At 64.2% G+C, this 15,424-nt stretch carries 17 protein-coding genes and 2 tRNA genes; 12 read left to right on the top strand and 7 right to left on the bottom strand.

What is annotated here, in order from left to right; genetic code table 11:
* The first annotated feature begins 65 nt into the window (after positions 1-65).
* Together NGM06_RS13960 and NGM06_RS13965 are read left to right on the top strand one after the other, a co-directional pair.
* A complete protein-coding gene (locus tag NGM06_RS13960) occupies positions 66-545 on the top strand; it encodes a type IV pilin domain-containing protein (RefSeq protein WP_254267549.1) in 480 nt (159 codons plus the stop codon).
* 3 nt (positions 546-548) lie between these two features.
* On the top strand, positions 549-1,046 hold the full coding sequence (locus tag NGM06_RS13965) for a type IV pilin domain-containing protein (RefSeq protein ID WP_254267550.1): 498 nt from the start codon (positions 549-551) through the stop codon (positions 1,044-1,046).
* Between the two features lie 169 nt (positions 1,047-1,215).
* On the opposite strand, the gene NGM06_RS13970 is transcribed toward NGM06_RS13965, so the two are convergent.
* The gene (locus NGM06_RS13970) at positions 1,216-1,887 is read right to left on the bottom strand and encodes a DUF47 domain-containing protein (protein WP_254267551.1); all 672 of its coding nucleotides are present in this window, start codon (positions 1,885-1,887) and stop codon (positions 1,216-1,218) included.
* 187 nt (positions 1,888-2,074) lie between these two features.
* On the opposite strand from NGM06_RS13970, the gene pabB reads away from it, so the two are divergent.
* Positions 2,075-3,571, top strand: a complete 1,497-nt coding sequence (gene pabB, locus NGM06_RS13975) for an aminodeoxychorismate synthase, component I (RefSeq protein ID WP_368410444.1) — start codon at positions 2,075-2,077, stop codon at positions 3,569-3,571.
* Between the two features lie 261 nt (positions 3,572-3,832).
* Complete coding sequence (locus NGM06_RS13980; RefSeq protein ID WP_254267552.1) at positions 3,833-4,501, top strand: anthranilate synthase component II; 669 nt, start codon at positions 3,833-3,835, stop codon at positions 4,499-4,501.
* Positions 4,502-4,576: 75 nt separating this feature from the next.
* Here the strand turns inward: NGM06_RS13980 and NGM06_RS13985 are convergent, their stop codons facing one another.
* The gene (locus NGM06_RS13985) at positions 4,577-5,032 is read right to left on the bottom strand and encodes a DUF7344 domain-containing protein (RefSeq protein WP_254267553.1); all 456 of its coding nucleotides are present in this window, start codon (positions 5,030-5,032) and stop codon (positions 4,577-4,579) included.
* A gap of 117 nt (positions 5,033-5,149) precedes the next feature.
* On the opposite strand from NGM06_RS13985, the gene NGM06_RS13990 reads away from it, so the two are divergent.
* Both NGM06_RS13990 and NGM06_RS13995 read left to right on the top strand, forming a co-directional pair.
* Complete coding sequence (locus tag NGM06_RS13990; RefSeq protein WP_254267554.1) at positions 5,150-6,316, top strand: pyridoxal phosphate-dependent aminotransferase; 1,167 nt, start codon at positions 5,150-5,152, stop codon at positions 6,314-6,316.
* A gap of 93 nt (positions 6,317-6,409) precedes the next feature.
* A complete protein-coding gene (locus NGM06_RS13995; protein ID WP_254267555.1) occupies positions 6,410-6,706 on the top strand; it encodes a PRC-barrel domain-containing protein in 297 nt (98 codons plus the stop codon).
* A 124-nt stretch (positions 6,707-6,830) separates the two neighbouring features.
* On the opposite strand, the gene NGM06_RS14000 is transcribed toward NGM06_RS13995, so the two are convergent.
* Entirely contained in the window at positions 6,831-8,282 is a 1,452-nt protein-coding gene (locus NGM06_RS14000; protein WP_254267556.1) for a DHH family phosphoesterase, read from the bottom strand.
* Between the two features lie 185 nt (positions 8,283-8,467).
* Between NGM06_RS14000 and NGM06_RS14005 the strand changes: the two genes are divergently transcribed.
* Positions 8,468-8,541 (top strand) — tRNA-Lys (locus NGM06_RS14005).
* Between the two features lie 255 nt (positions 8,542-8,796).
* Here NGM06_RS14005 and NGM06_RS14010 read toward each other — a convergent pair.
* From NGM06_RS14010 to guaB, 4 genes are all read right to left on the bottom strand, one after another.
* On the bottom strand, positions 8,797-9,240 hold the full coding sequence (locus tag NGM06_RS14010) for an AAA family ATPase (protein ID WP_254267557.1): 444 nt from the start codon (positions 9,238-9,240) through the stop codon (positions 8,797-8,799).
* A gap of 33 nt (positions 9,241-9,273) precedes the next feature.
* Positions 9,274-9,741: a GNAT family N-acetyltransferase gene (locus tag NGM06_RS14015; protein WP_254267558.1), complete on the bottom strand. Its 468-nt coding sequence runs from the start codon at positions 9,739-9,741 to the stop codon at positions 9,274-9,276.
* A gap of 111 nt (positions 9,742-9,852) precedes the next feature.
* On the bottom strand, positions 9,853-10,881 hold the full coding sequence (locus NGM06_RS14020; RefSeq protein WP_254267559.1) for an LLM class flavin-dependent oxidoreductase: 1,029 nt from the start codon (positions 10,879-10,881) through the stop codon (positions 9,853-9,855).
* 375 nt (positions 10,882-11,256) lie between these two features.
* Positions 11,257-12,750: an IMP dehydrogenase gene (gene guaB, locus NGM06_RS14025; protein ID WP_254267560.1), complete on the bottom strand. Its 1,494-nt coding sequence runs from the start codon at positions 12,748-12,750 to the stop codon at positions 11,257-11,259.
* A 251-nt stretch (positions 12,751-13,001) separates the two neighbouring features.
* On the opposite strand from guaB, the gene NGM06_RS24525 reads away from it, so the two are divergent.
* The 5 genes from NGM06_RS24525 (at position 13,002) to NGM06_RS14045 (ending at position 15,144) form a co-directional block, all read left to right on the top strand.
* Positions 13,002-13,211 (top strand): DUF8099 family protein, encoded by a 210-nt coding sequence (locus NGM06_RS24525; RefSeq protein WP_465260994.1) that lies wholly within the window; start codon positions 13,002-13,004, stop codon positions 13,209-13,211.
* Between the two features lie 6 nt (positions 13,212-13,217).
* A complete protein-coding gene (locus tag NGM06_RS14030) occupies positions 13,218-14,147 on the top strand; it encodes a DUF5794 domain-containing protein (RefSeq protein ID WP_254267561.1) in 930 nt (309 codons plus the stop codon).
* Positions 14,148-14,261: 114 nt separating this feature from the next.
* Complete coding sequence (locus NGM06_RS14035; protein ID WP_254267562.1) at positions 14,262-14,489, top strand: DUF5795 family protein; 228 nt, start codon at positions 14,262-14,264, stop codon at positions 14,487-14,489.
* A 45-nt stretch (positions 14,490-14,534) separates the two neighbouring features.
* A tRNA-Trp gene (locus tag NGM06_RS14040) sits at positions 14,535-14,714 on the top strand.
* A 265-nt stretch (positions 14,715-14,979) separates the two neighbouring features.
* Positions 14,980-15,144, top strand: a complete 165-nt coding sequence (locus tag NGM06_RS14045; protein WP_254267563.1) for a hypothetical protein — start codon at positions 14,980-14,982, stop codon at positions 15,142-15,144.
* The last annotated feature ends 280 nt before the right edge of the window (positions 15,145-15,424 follow it).

Genomic DNA, 15,424 nt, shown 5'->3' on the forward strand with positions numbered 1-15,424 from the left:
CTGATAAAGTATCCGGCCGCTTCTCAGGGATGATAACGTGCCGGAAAACGGAGAAATACGAATACATGAACCTCAAAGAACTCTTCGAAGACGACGGCGCAGTGTCGCCGGTCATCGGCGTCATCCTGATGGTGGCGATTACGGTGATTCTAGCGGCCGTGATTGGTACATTCGTCCTCGGTCTCGGTGACCGAGTGAGTCAGGCACAGCCAAGCGCGACGTTCACTTTTGATTATAACAAGACCGCAACACCGAATAATGCGCTATCAGTAACCCACGACGGTGGTGATGGTGTCGAAACAAGTCAATTGAAACTCACTGTCAGTGGGTCTAAAGTTTGGGAAGGTGAAGGAGGACTGCAGTCGAGTTACAGTTACCTTGGAGGAAATAAATGGGACAGTGACAAAATTACGGCCGGGTCTAAGCTTTCGGTTGCAGATACTGGTGCCGGAACAATAAAAGATGGAAATTCAGTGAAGGTGATCTGGACGGCTTCCGGTAGTGACAAAACTGCGGTCATCGGTGAATCTGAGGTGTCACTCTAACCAATGAAACTGAAAGCGTTATTCAAGGACGACGGTGCTGTGTCGCCGGTCATCGGCGTCATCCTGATGGTGGCGATTACGGTGATTCTCGCGGCTGTCATCGGGACGTTCGTCCTCGGTCTTGGCGACCGAGTGAGTCAGGCACAGCCGAGCGCGACGTTTAGCTTCGATTACGCCGAAGATGTAGAAGTTGGTGATGACAGTGACAGTAATGAAAACTTCGCCAATATCACCCACGATGGTGGAGATGGCGTAGAAGCGAGTCAGTTGAAAGTCGATATTGATGGAACGACAGTCTGGAACGCAGACAATGAGCCCATAGCGGTTACTACGAACACTGACGACTGGGGGACTTCCAAAATTACTGCCGGATCGACTGTCGAACTCTACGACCCCGACGACAACGGACACATCGAGGACGGAGATTCCGTTAAAATCATCTGGACTGCCTCCGGTAGCGACAAGACGGCAGTCATCGGCGAGTCCGAAGTTAGCTTCTAACCGCCGACACCTTTCGTTTTTGCGTCAGTCACTCCTAATCCGGCAACCCCATTTCCACAGTCCCGACTCCGACTCACGACGAGAATCTGCCGAGGAGGTTGGACTAGCCGTGTACATCCTTAGAGTTAGTGGAGACCCCGCAACCGAGTGAGGTAGACTCTTTGACCGCTCAAACGCTTCCGCTACTCAGAAACAGCAGTTGGTCGCCAGCGTCCTCCACGGCGTCCATCGCGGTGTCCAGCGTCGAGACTAACTCCCGGACCACCAGCGCCTCGGCGGTGGGGAGCGAGTCGAAGGCCATCGAGAGGGCGTCGTGTTTCAGTTCGTCGCACTGGCTCTCCAGTTCGGCCAGTTTCTCCACGGACTCCGTCGCTCGGACCGCCTCGCGCTCGGCGACGAGACTCTCGACGTAGGCCGTCACGACGTCCGCCAGTATCGCCGACGCCTCGACGGTCAACACCGCCATCTCGCGGAGCGTCGCCCCGAGGTCGTCGGCCAGCGTCGGACCCATCGCGTCGAGTTCCCGGACGAAGCGCTCGGCGCGGTTCGGCACCGCGTCGATAGCGGCGTACAGTCGGGCCACGTCGTCGATTCGGAGGTACATCTCCGTGTAGTTCGGCGGCATCGCGTCCCGGACGACGGTCCGAAGTTCCCGGAGCGCGTCGTCGCAGGCCGATTCCCGCGTCGCGACTCGCTCGACGGCGGCTTCGAACGCTTCCGCGTCGGTCTCGTAAGCGGTGACCGCGTCGGCAAGGGCCGATGTCGTGTCAGTGACTCGTTCGAGGTACGTCTCCGTCAGCGCACAGACCGTCGTCGCGTAGTCGGTCCTCGCGGTCGTCATTGACGCATACTGCGCGAACTGCCGACGAAAAGTCTACTATGAGTTGTCTGTTTGGGAACGGACACCACGGGATAGAGACGTAGCCGCTGATTTCAACGGACCTAGCGGAAACAGGGACTGTGCTGAGTACGACGACGCTGGAGTTTGGACCGATTCACAGATAACTCACGATTCCGTACACTCGGGTGTGAACGCGACGCGAGTTATCACTTCCCGGGAGGAGTTCGAGCGTCTCGCGGCCGCAGTGGACGCCCCGGCCCGAATCCCAGTCGAACTCCGCGCGGAGGTCGGCGACCCGTTCGACGCCTACCGCCGGGCGCGCGACGACGAAGGCGGTATCTATCTCGAAACCACGGGCGGACAGGACGGGTGGGGATACTTCGCCACGGACCCCGAGCGGTGGGTGACGACCGACGCTACCGCCGAGACGCCCGCGGGGTTCGACGCGCTCGACGGCCTGCTCGCCGACGAACGACTCGTTCGGGGCGACTGCGAGGTGCCCTACCCCTGCGGCGCGTTCGGGTGGTTCTCCTACGACCTCGCACGCGAGTTGGAGGACCTCCCCGACACGACCGACGACGACCGGGGTCTTCCCCGGCTCCAGTTGGGCGTCTACGACCGCGTGGCGGCGTGGCGCGAACCCCGCGACGACGGGCCGACCGAACTCCGAATCACCTGCTGTCCCCGCGTGGACGGTAGTGACGACCCAGATGAGGTGGGCGACGACACGAGCGAAGTCTACGACCGCGCGGTCGACCGCGCCCGGGAACTCGTCCGTCGATCGACCGAGGGAGACCCGACGCCCGGGCCAGCGCCCGCGGAGGGCGAGACCGCGACGTTCCGGAACGAGGTCGGCCGCGAGGAGTACGCCGAGCGAGTCCGGCAGGTCAAGCAGTACGTCCGAGACGGCGAGACGTTTCAGGCCAACATCTCCCAGCGACTCGTCGCGCCCGCCGAAATCCACCCGGTCTCGGCGTACGCCGCCCTCCGGCGGGTCAACCCGGCACCGTACTCGGCGCTCGTCGAGTTCCCCGGCGTGGACCTCGTGAGCGCCAGTCCCGAACTCCTGATAGACTGCGCGGGCGACCGCCTCGTGACCGAACCCATCGCCGGGACGCGTCCGCGGGGCGAGACTCCGGCGGAAGACCGCGCACTCGAACGTGAACTGCTCGACAACGAGAAGGAACACGCCGAGCACGCGATGCTGGTGGACCTCGAACGCAACGACCTCGGGAAGGTCTGCGAGTTCGGGTCGGTCGAGGTCCCGGAGTACCGCCGCATCGACCGCTACTCGGAGGTGATGCACACCGTCTCGAAGGTTGTCGGGCGACGCCGCGCCGACGCCTCGGTGGCGGAGGCCATCGCAGCGGTGTTCCCCGGCGGGACCATCACGGGCGCGCCCAAACCCCGGACGATGGAGATAATCGACGAACTCGAATCGACGCGCCGGGGACCCTACACCGGAGCCATCGGCGTGGTCGGGTTCGACGACCGCGCGACCCTGAACATGACCATCCGGACGCTGGTCCGCGCGGGCGACCGCTACTACCTCCGGGTCGGCGCGGGCATCGTCCACGACTCGGACCCCGACGCCGAGTACGAGGAGACGCTGGACAAGGGCCGGGCGCTCGTCCGCGCCATGGACGACGCGCTCGACGAGACGGAACTCCGCGTCGAGGACTGAGCGTTCACGACCGAATGCTGTCGGCGCGCTTGCGCGGCTCTATGCCCCGCCAATTGCGCGAGGGCTGAGCATCGCATGCCTGTGGCCGAGAAGCGCAAGCGGTTGGGGAGGTGTGAGGTCCGCGGTCGGAGTGCGGGCCGGTGCGGTCTGATTGGCTCAGGAAGTAGCTCGCTCTTTGGTCTCCACGTTCGATACCGAAGGGGATTAGCCGTCTCACGACCGACCAACGACCACGGAGTCGAAGGTCCGAACTCTCGATCAATGTCCATCCTCGTCATCGACAACTACGACTCGTTCGTCTACAACCTCGTCCAGTACGTCGGCGAGTTCGACCCGGCGGTCACGGTCCGGCGCAACGACGCCGTCACCGTCGCGGAGGTGCGCGAACTCGACCCCGACGGCATCGTCGTCTCGCCCGGTCCCGGCGCTCCGGCGGAGGCCGGAATCTCGGTCCCGCTGTTCGAGCGCACGGACTACCCAATTCTCGGAGTCTGTCTCGGCCATCAGGCCCTCTGCGCGGCCGAGGGCGCGACGGTCGGGCACGCCCCGGAGGTGGTCCACGGCAAGCCCTCGGTCGTGACCCACGACGGCGAGGGACTCTACGAGGGCCTGCCGGAGACCTTCGAGGTCGGGCGGTACCACTCGCTGGCGGTCGAGCGCGAGGACGTGCCCGACAGCCTCGAAGTCACTGCGCGAACTGTCGGCGACCGAGACGGCCACGGCGGGAACGACCGCGGCGAGCGAGACGAAGCCGCGGACGACTTCGACGCGCCGGGCGACCGGCGAGGCGTCGTCATGGGCGTTCGCCACCGCGAGCGGCCCCACGTCGGCGTCCAGTTCCACCCCGAGAGCATCCTGACTGACGCGGGCGAGCGACTTGTCGAGAACTTCTGCGACTACTGCCGGACGAGTTCGGTCGCGGAATCCTGACGAACGCGGACGAAAACGAGCGACGCTGGCGCCGAAAACGATCGCGAGACTCTACGCCTCTCCAGCCGAGAGTCGTTACTCGGACGCCACTCGCTCCACGTGGTCGAGCCATTCGTCGAGCCACGCGTGACCGCGGTACCGAACGGTCCGGCGTTCCGAGTCGTACGTCACGACGCCGTGGGACTCCAGTTTCGGCAGGTGCGAGTGGTGGAGGTGGAAGGCCAGCGACCGCGCGTCGGTGTCGCCGTCGTCCGGCGTCCGTTCGGCGGCGATGGCGTCGGCGAGCGAGGAGAGTTCGAGGTCACTCTCGCCGTCTCGGTCCTCGTTCTCGACCGCTCGGAGGTGTGAGAGCGCCTCCCTCCGGAGGGGGTCGGCGAGCAAGTCGAAGGCGGCGTCGAGTTTCTCCGAGGGTTCGTCTCCGGTGAGAAGGTTCGCAGTGGGTGCGCTCTCCGACCGCGTGCCTCCGGTCGTCGCGTGGTCGGTCGTCGCTGTCTGCGTCTCGGGCGTGGCCTCGCTTGGGTCTTCAGACATCGTTTTCGGAGTTCGTACCGTGATACTGGACTCGCTCACGGATAAGGAATCTGCACGCACTGTCAGGGTGAAAGTCGTATCCCGAAGGTTATTTTCTCGGTTGCCTTACAGGCGGACGTGTTCCCTGACATCGCGTATCTCGACTGGATCGACGGGCGACCCGCCGAGGCCGAGTACGACCTCGGGTCGTCGGACCTCCGCCGCGGTCCCGCCGCCGACGGGAGCGTCGTCCCGCCAGCGCTCGACGGGACGCCGACTCCCGATTCGACTCTGAAGGCCCTGCTAGCGTCGATTTACGGCGTCGATACCGAGAACGTCCTCGTGACCGCTGGCGCGACTCACGCCAACGCGCTCGCGGCGGCGACTGCGCTCTCGATAGACGAGCGCGAGGCGACGGCCGAAGCCGATACCGACGGCGACGTTCGGACGGCCACCGAGAAACAGCGCGTGCTGGTCGAGAAGCCCGGCTACGAACCGCTGCTCGCCACGCCCGAGGGATTGGGGGCGACCGTGGACCGATTCCGACGCCCCGACGAAGAAGGGTATCCGCTCGACCCGGAGAGAGTGGACGCCGCGACGGTCGAAGACACCGCGCTCGTCACGGTGACGAATCGCCACAATCCGAGCGGTCGTCTGGCCAGTCGAGACGAACTCGCCACGGTCGCCCGCCGCGTCAGTGACGAGGGTGCGAGGCTACTCGTGGACGAGGTGTACGCGCCGTTCGACGTCGAAGCGGGTGACGGTCCGTTCGGGGGTCCCACGGCGGCCGGACTCCCGTACGCGCTCGTCACGAGTTCGCTGACCAAGTTCCTCGGCTTTGGCGACCTGCGCGTCGGCTGGCTGGTCGGCGACGCCGAGTTCGTCGCTCGCGCCCGGTCGATAGACCACCACTTCGCTCAGGTCGCAGAACCGAGTCGGCGGCTGGCCCGGCGCGCGCTGGCCGACGCCGACCGACTCGCCGACGAGTCGCGCGCACGCATCCGCGAGAACTGTACCGCACTGGCGGAGTTCGTGGCCGACCGCGAGGACCTCTCGGGTCGGGTCGAACCCGGCTGTCCCTACGCGTTCCTGCGACACGAGTCGGCCGACGCCGGGGCGGACGACGACGCGTTATCTGACGGCGACGAAGTCGCGCGAGCGGCGTGGGAGAACGGCGTCCTCGTCGTCCCCGGCCGGTTCTTCGACGACCCCGAGCGCTTCCGAATCTGTGCGTGTCGCGACCCCGAGACTGTTCGGGAGGGTCTCGACCGATTCGGAGACGTGTTGGACTCGCTCGGTGAGTGAGGTCCGACGGGATACCTCGGCTCGCTGACGGTACTCGATGATTTCGGCGTCCTCTGCCAAAAGTTAAGACCCACCCATACAATCCTTGTCCACATGGACGGAACACCGCAGGAGATTACCAGTCTGGTCGGCCGGGAGGTGTACTCCAACAACGGCGTCTTCGTCGGCGAAGTCGAGGACGTACAGTTGAACGTGCAAGCGTGCGCGGTCACGGGTATCGCGCTCGGCGAACTCAACCGCGAACTGTTCTCGGACGTTGTGGGCGGCGAGAACGGCGTGATGATTCCGTATCGGTGGGTGCGCGCGGTCGGCGACGTGGTACTCATCAACGACACCATCGAACGCCTCCGGCAACCCGACGCCGAGGGCGACGAAGAAGTCGCGGTCTGAGAATCGGTTCGGTGGGTAGCACTTTCGACTCGTTCCGCTGCTCGCCAGTCCTCGTCGGTCGCGCGGAGTGAGTCGAGAGCAGTATCGGAGAATCGAGACGAGAACCGGCGCCGGAATACCCGTTCTAGCTGCCGTTACTTCCCTCGCCGCTCTCGACGCCCATCGCGTCGAACAGCTTTCGCTTGACCGCTTCCTCGGTCAGCGACAGGAGGGTGTCGCGGTTGTCGTCGGTGGTCTCGATGCCGGTGAAGATGCCGAGCGGAATCTCGACGCTGGCCTGCGTCGAGTGACCCGCGGCCTCCCCGATTTCGGCGAAGGCGTCCTGCAGCACCTTCCCGATGTTCATCCGGATGTCCTTCGAGCGCGCGGCGAGATAGATGGTGTCGTCGGCGATGCCGAAGACGGCGGTGGTCGTGATGCCCTCTAGATTCAGGAGGTGAGACGCGGCCTGTGTCAGCGCGTCGCGGTCGCGGATGAACCCCGCGTTGCTCACGAGGTGGCTCCCCTGCACTTCGCGGTTCGTGATGGCCTCCGCGAGGACGTCCAGCGTCTCCGGGGACATCGAGGGGGACTCGACCTGTTCGAGCGTGTCGTGGTTGGCGAAGGGGTAGAGGTACGCCGCGGCGGTCAGGTCCGCGGGCGTGGTGTCGCGCTTGAAGTCCAGCGTCTCGGCCCGGATGCCGTAGAGGAGCGCGGTTGCGACCTCCTCGCTGACGTTGAGGTCGAACTCCTGCACGTACTTCGTCATGATAGTGGAGGTCGAACTCACGCTCGGTCGGATGTCCACGAACTCGGCCTCGTACTCCTCGTCGGGTTCGAAGTGATCGATGAAGATGTCCACCGGCTCGTCGAACGTCGCCTCGGTCGCCTTGGCGTGGTCCACGAGCGCGATGGTGTCGTAGTCGTCCGGGTCGGCGTCGGCGTAGGGGAGCAGTTCGATGCCGAGCAGGTTGACGAACGCCCGGTTCTCCTGATGGCCGATGTCGCCGATGTAGAGGATGTCGGCCTCCACGCCGAGCGTCTCGGCGATGGCCTGTAGCGCCACCGCGCTGGCGATGGAATCGGGGTCGGGGTTGTCGTGGGTGACGATGGAGAGGCGCTGGTCGGTGTCCTCTATCACCTCCGCGAGCTGCTGGGCCTTGTACTCCAACTCCCCGGTTTCGAGGGCGCGGAGCGCGGAGTCGGCGATGACTTCCGAGGGGTTGATGACTACGTCCGCGCCCAGTTCGGTGAGTTCGTCCTCGGAGACGGGGTCGCTCGCGCGCACGACGACGAACTGCTCGCCGTCGTTGGCCCGGATGTTCCGGACGGCTTCCTTGTTGGCCTCCACGTCGGAGGACATGATGAGAACGACCTCGTTGTCGGCGATGGTGTCGTAGAGGTCCTCCTCGCGGATGTCGGCGGTCTGGGCGTTGAGGTCCTGGTCGCGCAGGGCTTCGACGCGGTCGGCGTCCCGGTCGATGATGAGTACGTCCTTGCCCTGCCCCACCAGTTCCTCGGCGACCGCGTGTCCGACGCTACCGCAGCCCAAGATAGCGTAGTCGGACATCGAGGAGATGGTAATCCCGGCGCTCATGATACTGTGGCGTAGCTTCGGACCACACTTAACGTTCCCGGAGATGTTTTTCGACAGAGTGATTAGAGAAATAAATGTCGCTCGGAGGCCCCGCCTTCGCCGGGTTTCGAGCAAAATCGAAAGCCGTAACAGTTCGACCGAACGGAAACGTATTTATGTAACACCCGGTAAGTTGGTGATACGTTGGGCCGGTAGCTCAGTTAGGGAGAGCGTCTGACTCTTAATCAGACGGTCAGGGGTTCAAATCCCTTCCGGCCCGTGTTTTCCGCGAACTACACCGCGAGCAGGTCGTCTGTTGCTCTCACTGTGAGTCGGACAATCCTTCGCTGAAGGATTCGAAGGAGACGAGTCGCACGCCCGGAAGCGTAACGGAGTGGGCATCCCGGACCGTCTCGGCGTAGTTCAACTCCCTTCCAACTCGTATTCTCTCCGCGAGCAATTCGGTGAGTACCGCACAGCGTATCACTGCCACCTCGGGAGCGGAAGCGCCACTACCTCCGGGCAACGGATAGCGTCACGTCCACGTCGAGACGTATCGCTCCACCGCGGCCACCGTCTCCTCGACCGACGACGACTCGGTGTCCAGCGTCAGGTCCGTGGTCTCCGGTTCCTCGAACTGTCCATGCATGACGCGAACGCCCCGCTCGTCGATGGCGTCCTCCCGTGCCTGATTCCGCTCCAGCGCAGTCTCCAGACTGGCCGTGAGATGGACGAGGTGAGCGTCCAGTAGTGCCCGGAATCGTTCCTGATACTTGCGGCGGTAGAACGTCCCGTCGAGAAGCCAGTCGGCGGTGGGGTCGGCCAGCACGCGCTCGTACATCTGCTCGTACGTGTTCCGCGAGAAGTCGTCGGAGTGCAGTACTCGAAGCTCCCGGCCCGCCGCGCGCAGAGCGTCGCGCAGTCGCTCGGCGACGGTGGTCTTGCCGACGCCGGGCGGTCCGCAGAGGAGGAGTTTCACGAACGCATCGTGGGGCGAGACGGTGAAAAGCGTTCAGTCCAGCGACTTCTCCATCTCGACGTGCGGAATCCCGGCCTCCTCGAAGACGTCGCTGGTGGTCTCGTAGCCGAGGTTGCGGTAGAACTGCTCGACGGGCGTCTGGGCGTGCATCACCAGCGTCGAGAGGCCTCGCTCGGCGGCGGTCGCTTCGAGTTCGTCCACAATCGTTCGGCCGACGCCTTCGCCGCGGTGGGCCTCCAGCACCCCGATGCGCTCTACCTTCCCCCTTCGGTCACCCACCTCGCGGAGACGGCCTACTCCGACCGGCGTTCGGTCGGCGTCGTCGGTTCCCTCGCCTCGTTGCCCCTCGGCGTAGCACACGAAGTGGATCGACTCGTCGTCCTTCCCGTCGATTTCCACGTCCTCCGGGACGCCCTGCTCCTCGACGAACACCTCGAAACGGACCGAGAGCGCGTCTGCGCGCTCGGCCTCGGTCTCGGCGCGGCGGACTTCGTACGACATCGGCGAGGATTCCGGTTCCACGGTTCTGAACGTTTCGAACCCGGAACCCCGATTGCGGTGACCGGTGGTCGCCTTCGCCGTCGGTCAGCCGCTCGACTGCGCCGACGGACCTCAACGCGGGGTGAGACCGACGCCTTCGGCCAACAGTTCGTGCGAGCGAATCCTGTCGTCGGGGTCCTCGACGAGGTTCTGGACGACGACTTCGTCGGCACCCACCGCGTCCGTCATCTCCTCCAGCAGCGTCCCGAGCGTGTCGGGGCTTCCCGAAATCGCGCGCGGCCACTCCTCAGGCGCGAGCGACTCCGGAGTCGGGTCGGGGACGCCGCCGAGTTCGTCGATGGCTTCCTCGACGGTCGGCGGCGGCCCGAAGGCACCGCGTCGCATCCGCCGGTACGCTGCCTCCGACGACGCGCGGAGGCGCGCCGCCTCGCGGTCGGTCTCGGCGCACGCGGCGTTGACGGCGAGCGCGCTGTGGGGTTCGTCCAACCCGGCGTCGAACTCGGACGTCTCGAAGTGGTCGCGGTACGTCTCCATCGCCTCTTGGGCCGCGGTCGGCCTGATGAAGGCCGCGAAGGCGTAGGGCAGTCCGAGTTCGCCCGCGATTTCCGCGCTCGCCGGACTCGACCCGAGAACCCACGTCTCCGGAACGGCGTCCGCCGAGCGCGGGATTTCGATGTCGTCGTACGGATGGTTCTCCGGGAACGCTCCATAGAGGTGTCTCGCGGTCTCTTCGACCTTCTCGGCGTGGTCGTCACCGGACCGCTGGTGGGGGACGCCCGAACGCAGCGCGCGGTCGGCCGCGGACATCCCCGTCGCTCGCCCGAGACCGAGGTCGATGCGACCGGGGGCGAGGGCGTCGAGCGACGCGAACGTCTCGGCCACCTTGAACGGACTGTAGTGGTTGAGCAGGACCGTCCCGGACCCGATTCGGATCTCGGACGTCTTCGCGGCGAGATGCGAGACGAGCACTTCGGGGGTCGTACTCGCTATCGAGTCGGCGAGACCGTGATGTTCGGCCACCCAGAACCGGGAGTAACCGAGTCGTTCGGCCGCCTGCGCGAGTTCGACCGTGTGCTGATAGGCCTCCGTGGCCGTGCTCCCGGACCGCACTGGCGCGATATCGACGATTGAGAGCTTCATTGTCAGGGGTTCGACGCGGCATTGGTCCCGGACACGGTTATCCATTTCCGAGTCGAACGAGAGAAGTGGCTGTCGGACCGCGGGCCGTTCGTGTAGCTCCTACGACGACGTCTGATTCTTGCGACGGGAATCGCAGACTACAATGAAATCGAGACCCTATAACTCCAGTTGGAGGCATCACGAACGATGTCGGACTTCGACACCTACACCTGCGAGAACTGCGGTGACGAGTTCAAAGCCCAAGAAAGCGCGAGCGCGGCAGAGAACACGTACTGTAGTCCGAAGTGCCAGATGGCGGGACGCTAATCCCGCTTTGGTCGGACCGTCGAGGTTCGGCGGCCCGACTTCGAGGTTCCGAACCGATTCTGTCGGTCGCTATTCGTTAGGGCTGTAGTTCGGCGCTTCGTCCGTAATCATCACGTCGTGGGGGTGGCCCTCGGTCTGCCCCGCCGAGGAGACGCGGACGAACTCCGAGCGCTCCTTGAACGTCGGAATCGTCTCCGCGCCGACGTAGCCCATGCCCGACTGCATCCCGCCGACCAACTGGTGGAGTTCGCTTTCGAGGCTTCCCTTGTAGGGTTCGGCGGCCTCGACGCCCTCGGGGACGTACTCCTCGTCCTCCTCGGGTTCGTCCTTGAGGTAACGGTCGCCGTCGCCCGACTGCATCGCACCGACCGACCCCATGCCGCGGTACTGCTTGTACTTCTTGCCGTCCACGGTGATGACCCGGCCGGGCGCTTCGTCGGTGCCCGCGAAGTAGGACCCGAGCATCACCGCGTCCGCGCCCGCCGCGATGGCCTTGATGGCGTCGCCGGAGTACCGAATTCCGCCGTCCGCGATGACCGGCACGTCCTGCTCGCTGGCCACGTCGGCGACCTCCGCGATGGCCGAAATCTGGGGCATGCCCGCCCCGGAGACCACGCGCGTCGTACAGATGGACCCCGGACCGATGCCAACCTTGATGCCGTCGGCGAAGTCCACCACGTCCTCGGCCGCTTCGCGAGTGCCGACGTTGCCGACCACCACGTCGGCATCGACCGACTCGCGGATTTCCCGCGCACCGTCGATGACGTTTAGGTTGTGCGCGTGCGCGCAGTCGATGAACAATACGTCCGCGCCCGCTTCGTCCACGGCGACCGCGCGGTCGGTCTCGAAGGGACCGACGGCGACGCCGACGCGGAGGTGACCGCCCTCGTCGCGGGCGGCGTTCTGGTACTCGCGGCGCTGGAGGATACCCTGCATCGTCACGAGACCGGTCAGGCGATGGTCGTCGTCCACGATGGGCACGCGCTCTATCTTGTGTTCGTACATGAGTTCGAGCGCTTCGCGGGCGGTCACGTCTTCACCGGCGGTGACGACCTCGTCGGTCATTGCCTCGCGCACTTCGTCGCTCTCGCCGACTTCCAGATAGGGACGGATGTCGGTGCCCGAGATGATGCCCAGTACGTCGCCGTCGTCGTCGGTGACGGGTGCGCCGGAGACGCCCTGCCGGTCCATCATCGCGTCCACCTCGCGGACCGTCTGGTCGGGGTCTGCCGTCACGACGTCGCGGATGACGAGTTCGTCCGCGCGCTTGACGCGTTCGACCTCCGCGACGGCCTCCTCGACCTCTAGATTGCGGTGGAGGACGCCGAGACCGCCCTGTCGGGCCATCGCTATCGCCATCTCGCTCTCGGTCACGGTGTCCATCGCCGCCGACAGAATCGGCACGTTGAGTTCGACGCTCGTCGAGACCCGCGTCGAGACGTCGGCCTCGTCGGGTTCGACGCGACTCTCTTTAGGTCGAAGAAGTACGTCGTCGAAGGTCAACGCCTTCGGTACGCGGAGTTTGTCGGTGAACGAACCTTCTTGCCGAGAATTCTTTTCCATGTAAGTCGAACGTATCCCCCCGTCAAAAACGTTGCGAGATACTGCACGTTTGGACCGCCCGGATGTGTTTGATATCCATAGTCGTGCAACAACACGGTCTCCGAAACGGCAACCCGAAAGATGAAAATTGCAATTATATACTGAGTAAACTATGATACCAAATTAGTATTCAAGCTCAAATCTACTATTCGTAGTCGATTGTGGTTGTCTCTCACGCAACATTTATGCTCGAAACCCGTTTTGTATCGGGTATGGACTCTACCAGTCCCATCGCTGCGCGTACTGCAGGCCAGACGATCGCTGCCTCCGGTAGCTCCTGCAAACCGATTTTTGCGATGGAATTTCTTACACTGGTAGAGAGTACATTCGTGGGACGACGATGGAATCTCGGAAACCACGACCATCGTAGATACCGCGACTATCACTACCGTTCGGCCGGTGGGTACGGCCAAGCCAGCTAGTGTCCAATGAGTAGTTCACAACATCCGGTCGCCCTGCGCCTAGAGCGACACGTAGGTGGCGCGACGAAGTTACTCGCCACCGTCATGGGGCTTCCGCTGGTAGACGGTATCTTCCCCGCGTTGGTCCTCGCGGGCGGCGTCGACACCGTCACCGGCGTTCTTCAGGTCGGACTGCTCGTCTTCGGAGGGAGCGCCACCGTGGCGGTCATCCTCGCCGAGATGGACGGCACGCCCCGCGAGCAGGCGAAGACGGTGCTCGCGGTCGGCGTCGTCATCCTCGCGGTCGCGGCCGTCGAGGCCGCGTTCGCGCCGACTATCGAGAGCGTCCTCGACCCCAAGACCTTCAAGCGGTTCGCCGCGCTCGTCATACTGGCGATCGCAGCGAAGACCGCGAGTTCGCGCATCGGGGAGTACCTGCCCCGCCCGGCGGTCATCGTCGGTCTCGGGATGATCGCTAGCTTCCAACCCGCCGGATTCCAGGTCGAGACGGTCGATTACGTGCTCGTCCTGAAGGCCACCGCGGCCGCCGCAACCGGCGTCGGATTCGCGCTGGCCGTCGCGCTGACCTCGCCGTGGCTCCGCGGCGTCGTGGACATCGACCGCTTCCGGTTCGGGAGCGCGGTCGCACTGGGCATCCTGCCGCTGAGCCTGCTCGGACTCGCGCCCGGCAACGCACCGCTCGCGGTACTCGTAGTTACCAGTCTGCTCGCGTTCGACCCCGGTTCGGCCCAAGACGACACCGACGACACGATAGAGGAGACCGCGGCCACGGAAGCGATGAACGAAGAAACCACTTCCCCGGCGAACGCGTCGCCCTCGAACCCCGTCGGTTCGCAGGCGGTCGCCACCGACGGTGCGGGGGGTTCGGACTCCGACGACGCGGGCTACAGCTACCCCAGTTCGGAGGACGGAGACGAGCGAGAACCGTGGCTTTGAGGCCGCTCCCGACATTACTCGCTCGCTGAGGCTGTTTCGACGCACTTTCTCGAACCGAATGACGACGTACCTGCGACGGGAAGGCTTACCCCGTAGGACCTGCTTCGTTCGGACATGACTGCCAATCGCGTCGTCCAGGGTCGCATGGTGACCGCCGAGAGCCTCGCCGAGATGATAGAGGGCGAAGACGTGATGGACGCCGAGTCCATCGAAGACGCCGACCGAGAGTGCCCCGAGTGCGGCAGCGACGTACTCGAAGTGGGTTACATGCCCAGCGTCACGGCGTTCGTCACCGGCTGGAAGTGCCAAGAGTGCGATTGGTCCGACACTGACCGCGAGTAAGAAAATCGAAACCCCTTTAGGGCGTATGGACCAACGAATTCCTGCGGGGTCGTGGCCAAGTCAGGGATGGCGACTGACTCCAGAGGCTACGCGCCCGGGACGAAACTCCAGCTGATATACCGAGCGGCCGACTGATCATCGGTCCGCGTTGACGACCCTCTGGAGTTCCGAGGCGCTCACACCGGAGATATCAGTCGATCGGGGGTTCAAATCCCTCCGACCCCACTCCGAAATTAAGCGTTACAGACGTTATTTTACACTACCTACTTCAGGTTAGTAGTCGTTCACGCACCAGTCGCAACTCCGTCGGTGGAAGTATCGCCTGATGGCGCTCGAGTACTGCGCTAACCAGCGCCGTGAGCGACACTCAGGCAACTCCCATCCGAAGGCCGCGGGCGAGTCCGTAGTGGCGAACGTCGTCCTTAGAGTACGCTGATCCGGCGACGTGGACGGCGACGGAACCATGCGCGAAGGCAGGTAGGTCGAGGAGATGGTCCGCTCGGACCGCTGGAACGTCCTCGGGTTCGACGCGTTCGCCCACCGCGACGGTATCGACCTCGGCACGAAGGTCTACCGCATCGACCGGAGACGACGTGACCAGCGACCCGCCGAGCCGAAACTGGAAGCGTACATCGCAGGGACCGACAACGGGTAGTACGCGCTCGTGGCCTACGTGAGTCCTTCGCTGCCGGTGGGACACAGTAAGAAAACGTGTAAGCGAGTGTAAGCCGCGCTCGGAGAATTTTGAGGAGCGAGAGACCGCTCGTCGTGCCGGATAGAGGCTTTCTCAGCGAAATGGAGAATCCGCGACTTCGGGAAGGCGGTCATCTTGTAGAATAGGAGGACGACCCTGTGGATTTCGACGGAACAGGGAACTCGTATTTCAGGCGTTAACTCGAAGCAGGGGGCGTCTTTCTAATTTCGTAGGACGAGAT

The organism is Halorussus aquaticus (genome assembly GCF_024218795.1).
GTDB classification, from domain to species: domain Archaea; phylum Halobacteriota; class Halobacteria; order Halobacteriales; family Haladaptataceae; genus Halorussus; species Halorussus aquaticus.

Bases quoted from the DNA above. Each gene is read 5' to 3' on its own strand.
- NGM06_RS13980 (WP_254267552.1), top strand. From the start codon at position 3,833: ATGTCCATCCTCGTCATCGACAACTACGACTCGTTCGTCTACAACCTC.
- NGM06_RS14020 (WP_254267559.1), bottom strand. From the start codon at position 10,881: ATGAAGCTCTCAATCGTCGATATCGCGCCAGTGCGGTCCGGGAGCACG.
- NGM06_RS13985 (WP_254267553.1), bottom strand. From the start codon at position 5,032: ATGTCTGAAGACCCAAGCGAGGCCACGCCCGAGACGCAGACAGCGACG.
- NGM06_RS24525 (WP_465260994.1), top strand. From the start codon at position 13,002: ATGGACTCTACCAGTCCCATCGCTGCGCGTACTGCAGGCCAGACGATC.
- NGM06_RS13970 (WP_254267551.1), bottom strand. From the start codon at position 1,887: ATGACGACCGCGAGGACCGACTACGCGACGACGGTCTGTGCGCTGACG.
- NGM06_RS14030 (WP_254267561.1), top strand. From the start codon at position 13,218: ATGAGTAGTTCACAACATCCGGTCGCCCTGCGCCTAGAGCGACACGTA.
- NGM06_RS13995 (WP_254267555.1), top strand. From the start codon at position 6,410: ATGGACGGAACACCGCAGGAGATTACCAGTCTGGTCGGCCGGGAGGTG.
- NGM06_RS14000 (WP_254267556.1), bottom strand. From the start codon at position 8,282: ATGAGCGCCGGGATTACCATCTCCTCGATGTCCGACTACGCTATCTTG.
- NGM06_RS14045 (WP_254267563.1), top strand. From the start codon at position 14,980: ATGGTCCGCTCGGACCGCTGGAACGTCCTCGGGTTCGACGCGTTCGCC.
- NGM06_RS13960 (WP_254267549.1), top strand. From the start codon at position 66: ATGAACCTCAAAGAACTCTTCGAAGACGACGGCGCAGTGTCGCCGGTC.
- NGM06_RS13965 (WP_254267550.1), top strand. From the start codon at position 549: ATGAAACTGAAAGCGTTATTCAAGGACGACGGTGCTGTGTCGCCGGTC.
- guaB (WP_254267560.1), bottom strand. From the start codon at position 12,750: ATGGAAAAGAATTCTCGGCAAGAAGGTTCGTTCACCGACAAACTCCGC.
- NGM06_RS14015 (WP_254267558.1), bottom strand. From the start codon at position 9,741: ATGTCGTACGAAGTCCGCCGCGCCGAGACCGAGGCCGAGCGCGCAGAC.
- NGM06_RS14035 (WP_254267562.1), top strand. From the start codon at position 14,262: ATGACTGCCAATCGCGTCGTCCAGGGTCGCATGGTGACCGCCGAGAGC.